We start from the raw sequence: 5,704 nt of genomic DNA, 5'->3' as shown, positions 1-5,704 counted from the left end.
TTGTTTCTTCCCATAAGGTAAGAACCGGATGTATCGTGATTTTTGATGGTTCTCGCGATCACAGAGATCAACCATGCATTAAATGATATTGGATCTTCTTGAATTTGATTGTATTCACTGATTTTCTTTCTACTTTCGGTCACATCCACTTCAATCAAGGCCGTTACATGGTGCTTTTTCTTCCCGATTTCGCAGATATCTATGCTGGCTATTCTGGAATCTGGAAATTGCTGGATGCGGTATACGGACATGATGGAGAGGGGGTTGGTTATCACAAAATACCAAAAAAAAATCTTTTTAAGGGGTGTTTTTCTTTTACAATCTGCTACGGTGGACAGTTTGTACCATCCACCATGGCGGACAAGATGTACCAATTAGTCTACAAGCTGTATTTTTCTTCAAGTTCCAATAAATATTTTTTGCGCCAAAGTCCGCCACCGTAACCTGTCAATTGTCCGTCCGAACCAATAACCCTATGACATGGTATTAAAATGGATATTCGGTTGAGTCCATTTGCATTGGCAACTGCTCTTACACTTTCAGGACGTCCAATTGCTATTGCCTGGGCTTTATACGTCTTGGTTTGTCCATAAGGAATACCTTGTAAAGCAGCCCATACTTTATTTTGAAATTCCGTACCAGGGGTATGCAATGGGACAGAAAATTCTTTTCTATTGCCTTCAAAATATTCCCGTAACTGAATTTCTACTATTTCAAAATGCTCATTGGGTCCTTGAATAATTGTTGCATTTAAAAGTTTGGCAATTGACTTCAATTCCGTTTCCAGCATCTTCCTATCCGTAAATTCCAACATGCAAATGCCCTGACTGGTAGCACAGGTAAGCATTGTTCCCAATGGCGTTTCAATGCGTTTGAGGTCAATCAAATTGTGTTGTTTCCCTTGCTTTGGTGAAACCCCAAAAATATTCTTAAAACTGTCGCTAAATCCACTTAAGGATTCAAAGCCTGTATCAAAAGCGGTATGGGTGACACTTTCTCCATTTTGTATTTTTTTGAATGCCGAATTTATCCTAAACATTCTTTGGTAGGATTGAAAAGTGATACCATGATTTTTCAAAAACCATCTTCTTATTTGGTTCGGATCAATCCCCTTTTGTTTTAGGTCATAATCTTTGAATTTAAAACTGGGATTTACCGACAGTTCATCCAAGATTTTCTGGTATGCCACTGGCATTTGGTTTAACGATTGCAAGGGATTGCATACCTTACAAGGCCTGTAACCTTTAAGAATGCACTCTTTTGAAGTCCTAAAAAACTCCACATTTTCAAGTTTGGGTTTTCGAGCTGTACAGGAGGGTCTGCAAAAAATGCCAGTCGTTTTGACAGCCGTAAAAAAGACGCCTTCAAATGAAGTGTCTTTTTCAACAATTGCTTGGTACATCATCGCTTTTGTCAATTCCATTTTTAAATAAAACATTAAAGGATTGTTCGGATAAAATCTTTGTTGTCGCTTCAGCAATTGCAGTATAAGCATAGGCGTTTACAAAATTACCCATACTAATTCTTTTAACACCAAGCTTTTTAAGGGTACCAAAATCAGGTAAATCAGGCATACACATTACATTGAGGGGTAAGTTGGTTTCAGAAACTATTTTTGCAATAGCATTCTCTTCGGTAATGCAAGGTAAAAACAAACCGTCTGCACCTGCTTTTTCATAAATTTTTGCCCTTTCTGTTGCGTTTTGTAGAGCATTTGGAACATTCAAAAGAAAAGCATCGCATCTTACATTTAAAAAAATTGAAATGCCGTGTGCCATCAATATCCTTTTCACCTCTTGCAATAACTGAGAAAATTCAAGGCTGTCATTAAGTTTTCTCCTACCATTTTCAATGAAACTATCTTCAATATTTATTCCAATCCCTCCCAATTTTTCCAATGCAATGATATTTCCTGCAATTTCATTGGCTGTTTTCCCATAGCCGAATTCAATATCCACAGATAATGGAAGAAAAACACTACTTCTAATTTTTTTTACAATAAACATTAAATCCGAAAAGCTTATCTGCTCTCCATCTTCATAACCTAATGAATGTGCGATTGCTGCACTTGAGGTTCCAATTGCCTGGAAGTTTAATTTTTCATAGATTCTTGCACTCTGCACATTCCAAACATTTCCAACAATCAAAGGCTGGGCCTGATGATGTAAGGCTTTAAATTTTAAATACATTGTCATTTTTTCGTTTTTTGAACAAAGATATTCTTGGTCAAGACCGAAGGACAACCGAAAAATTGACAAGTATTTATTTTTTGGTTGCGCTCCCTTCAAAATTCCATTATCAGTGTATTTTTAATGAAAAAACCGAAGAGGGGGGCTATCAATTGTAACAAGTACCAATTAGTCTACAAGGTGTATCTGGCACATAGGAGGGTGACAAACTCCAACCTTCCCTGAATTCTCTTTTTACAACTTGATTTACGGGTTCTATTTGGTCTATTTATATTAGGACTTTCCGACCAGAGTTATTCAAGTGGGCGCATTTTATAATCCAGTGAACCTCTGTATACAACATGCCCCGAATTTGATTCGGAGAGACATGTAAACCGATAGCTATGGGCAGTGGTATGAGACCTTCCTATCCGTTCAGAAATGTCTGCCCGACTGCGTTGTTCTTGCTGGAGTCCAGCTCGTGGGAGAAATCTGATGAGGCCGTCTAAGAATTATGCAAAGTTTTTCTTTCAGGAGCTTTAATTACCGTAAGTTACCCATCTGATATCAAATTCTTCATCGCTTCTATAGCTATTAATCTTTTCAATAATTGATTTTCTGTGGGCCACACCACACATAAATACAGCCTTATCAAATTGATTGTTTCTACAATAAGAATAAATGTTTCCCATCATCGAGTTTTCATTAGCATTGAAGTCTTCATTAACAGATTTATTTAGCCGATTTGCAGGTAAGAGTTGGAGTTCAACCATCCACATTTTCTCCTGATGATCTATGCTTGTTCGACTATTGAGATATGGAAAACCTTGCTAACCTGCTGACGAATTAAATTCATCAATCATCCTTTGCAATTGAAGAATATTGCAAATATGATCGTATTTCTTTTCAAATGAATCAGATAAGCTATTCTCAAGTTCTGGTACATATTCAATCAAGGAGTTAAGGCTATATTTCTGAATAGCTTTTATTTCAAGCTTTTGATGATATACGCCAAATGAGGAAAATAAATTCTTTGGTAGTTTGAATAAGTATCTTGGAGAGCTTCCTAAAAAACAATTTCAGGTCTAATTTTTTCTAATAAAGTATACAATTCATCAGCATTACATTTTCAAATTTCTTCGTGTATAGTACTAATAATGGTGACCATATTCATTGATTTATTGGCTAAGATTATATTGTTTTTGGTGTTGTGGAAGGCTATTCAATAAACTCTTTACGCGTCATTATCAATGGAAGACCAATGAAAGCCAAGGCAACCATGTTGATAATAACTACATTATGGATGGCTCCATAGTAGATTGATATGCCACTATCAATGATGAACCATGACAATATGCCCATCCACATGGCTTTATATGCCCACTTTTCCTTCTTTTTAAAGGAATTTTCAGAAATCATTACCATAAGTATATGAAAACCTACGATGGTTCCACCGATAATTCCAAATAACCAGTTTTTAAATTTCAGGATATTGTCCTCAAACCCGCTTCCATCCAAAAAAACCTCTTTAGTGTAATGATTATGGATGTCAAAGAAAAATGAATTTCCTGCAAATGCAACTAAAACGCCAATCCCAATAGTCATAACATTTGCATAAGTCAACCATTTTTGCCAAAAATCAAACTTTGTTTTCCCCATTTTTATTTTCTTTTATCACTTGGCATTCCGTGTTAACGAACTGAAAATAGCTGCCAATTAGCTCCAAAGAAGCCTTGCTTTTCCAAAACTAACCATCACCAAAATACCAAAAAATCCCTTGTTCAGGGTGTTTTTAATTAAAAAAGCCTGAGGCTTTAGCTCCAGGCTTGTATATTTTCATGGAATAATATCCATCAATATCCTTAAAGATGATTGAAGAAAGGTGATTTTACCATTGGACAAGAAGAATAGTATCCTTCCTTACAAACTCCAACCTTCCCTATATTCCCTCTTTACAAACTGATTGGCAGGTTCAAAGTTCGTGACTTGCATATTGGGCCCGTCCCAAACCAACTGTATGCCTCTGCCAGGATAGTTGAAGCGATTGGAACCGTCATTCCTTGGCTCCCTGTAATCATAGCTTCGGATGGCTAAATTCCCCATTAGCACGGATTCGGTCAGGGGTCCTGCGACGGAGAAGGGTGAACTCAAACGCTCAAACTCCTTGCTGCCATAACCTGCAATGCAGGCCTCCACCCAGTTATTGTAATGTCCCCGGTCACCACCCGGAACACGGTACTCGGTCTGGGGAACATTGACTTCCTTGGTCCTGGAAGTGGGAAGGAGTTGAGGATTTGCTCCATAAGTGCCGCACATCATCTTGCCTTTGGTGCCTTCTATAATGACCCCATTGCCGCCATCGCCCAAAACTTCATTGGGTCCCAGTTCATCCGGTCTGCTGGGCTGTATTCCTCCATCCATCCAATGGAACTGCAGGTCTTCTTTCCCATCTCTTTTGAAGCGCAAAGTAATATGAGAGGAGGGGGGACAGCTCTCAGGGAAATAGCCCCTTTGGAATTCACCCACATACACAGAACCTACACTGCATTCTGCAGCCGTTGGATAACCAAGTCCCAAGACCCTGAAAGGAGGTTCCATGATATGACAGGCCATATCGCCCAGAGCACCGGTGCCATAATCCCACCAACCCCTCCAATTGAATGGATGCAAATTGTCCACAAAACCTCTATAGGGCGCAACACCCAACCAGAGGTCCCAGTCCAGGTTGGACGGTGGCGTAGCAGTGGCTGTAGGCCAAGGAATGCCCTGAGGCCAAACCGGTCTGTCCGTCCAGCAATATACCCTGGTAGCTTCCCCAATCAGTCCGGCATTGTACCATTCTACCATTTGGCGAACGCCTTCTCCCGAGGAACCCTGATTGCCCATCTGGGTGACTACCTTGTATTTTTTCTCTGCTTCGGTAAGCATCCTGGCTTCATGTATATTATGGGTAAGGGGTTTCTGCACATAGACATGCTTGCCCAATTGCATGGCTGCCATAGTCTGAACCGCATGCATATGGTCCGGGGTAGAAATGGTCAACGCATCGATATTTTTATGCTCTTTTTCCAGCATTTCTCTGTAATCCTTATAGAATTTGGCTTTTGGATGGGCGTCCACACTGCCTTTGGCCCTATTGGTGTCTACATCGCAGAGGGCTACAAAATCTGCCTTTCCGGAAGCAAATACCCCTCTTACATCTCCACCGCCCATGCCACCAACCCCTATGCCGGCTACCCTTAAGCGGTCAGAGGGTGCAATAAAGCCCGGGCCCCCAATTACATGTCTTGGTACAAAATAAAATCCTGCCAGGGCAGTAGCAGAAGCCTTGATAAAGTCCCTTCTGGAATTGCTGGATGTATTCTCCTTATTTTTCATTCGGATGATGTTTTAATATTTATTTGATGGGAATTTTGGTTAACAATTTATGAAAAAATAGCTTCAAAAAGGCTTATTGAAATATTTTTGGAAAAAAGGAGGGATTAAATGATAAATGGCGATCTAAGTTAGTTGATTTAAGTTTTCAATAAATGGTA

Annotated in this window: 4 protein-coding genes and 1 pseudogene; all 5 read right to left on the bottom strand. The window is 39.5% G+C overall.

Annotated elements, in window-relative coordinates; translation table 11 throughout:
- Nucleotides 1–251: pseudogene (locus QZT73_RS09425) on the bottom strand (dehydrogenase); the annotation flags it as partial.
- A gap of 128 nt (nt 252–379) precedes the next feature.
- Nucleotides 380–1,423 (bottom strand): methylated-DNA--[protein]-cysteine S-methyltransferase, encoded by a 1,044-nt coding sequence (locus QZT73_RS09420; protein ID WP_291787798.1) that lies wholly within the window; start codon nt 1,421–1,423, stop codon nt 380–382.
- Nucleotides 1,383–2,195: an isocitrate lyase/phosphoenolpyruvate mutase family protein gene (locus QZT73_RS09415; RefSeq protein ID WP_291787795.1), complete on the bottom strand. Its 813-nt coding sequence runs from the start codon at nt 2,193–2,195 to the stop codon at nt 1,383–1,385. Before QZT73_RS09415 ends, QZT73_RS09420 begins: the two co-directional genes overlap by 41 nt.
- 1,191 nt (nt 2,196–3,386) lie before the next feature.
- A complete protein-coding gene (locus QZT73_RS09410; RefSeq protein ID WP_291785002.1) occupies nt 3,387–3,827 on the bottom strand; it encodes a hypothetical protein in 441 nt (146 codons plus the stop codon).
- Nucleotides 3,828–4,088: 261 nt separating this feature from the next.
- Nucleotides 4,089–5,546 (bottom strand): Gfo/Idh/MocA family oxidoreductase, encoded by a 1,458-nt coding sequence (locus tag QZT73_RS09405; RefSeq protein ID WP_291785000.1) that lies wholly within the window; start codon nt 5,544–5,546, stop codon nt 4,089–4,091.
- Nucleotides 5,547–5,704 lie beyond the last annotated feature (158 nt).

Source organism: Cecembia sp. (assembly GCF_007126775.1).
In the GTDB taxonomy this organism is placed as follows: domain Bacteria; phylum Bacteroidota; class Bacteroidia; order Cytophagales; family Cyclobacteriaceae; genus Cecembia.
This window is presented reverse-complemented; position numbering and strand designations above follow the sequence as displayed.

What these genes read in the sequence shown, in the direction of transcription:
- QZT73_RS09420 (WP_291787798.1), bottom strand. Translation starts at nt 1,423, where the DNA reads ATGGAATTGACAAAAGCGATGATGTACCAAGCAATTGTTGAAAAAGAC.
- QZT73_RS09415 (WP_291787795.1), bottom strand. Translation starts at nt 2,195, where the DNA reads ATGACAATGTATTTAAAATTTAAAGCCTTACATCATCAGGCCCAGCCT.
- QZT73_RS09410 (WP_291785002.1), bottom strand. Translation starts at nt 3,827, where the DNA reads ATGGGGAAAACAAAGTTTGATTTTTGGCAAAAATGGTTGACTTATGCA.
- QZT73_RS09405 (WP_291785000.1), bottom strand. Translation starts at nt 5,546, where the DNA reads ATGAAAAATAAGGAGAATACATCCAGCAATTCCAGAAGGGACTTTATC.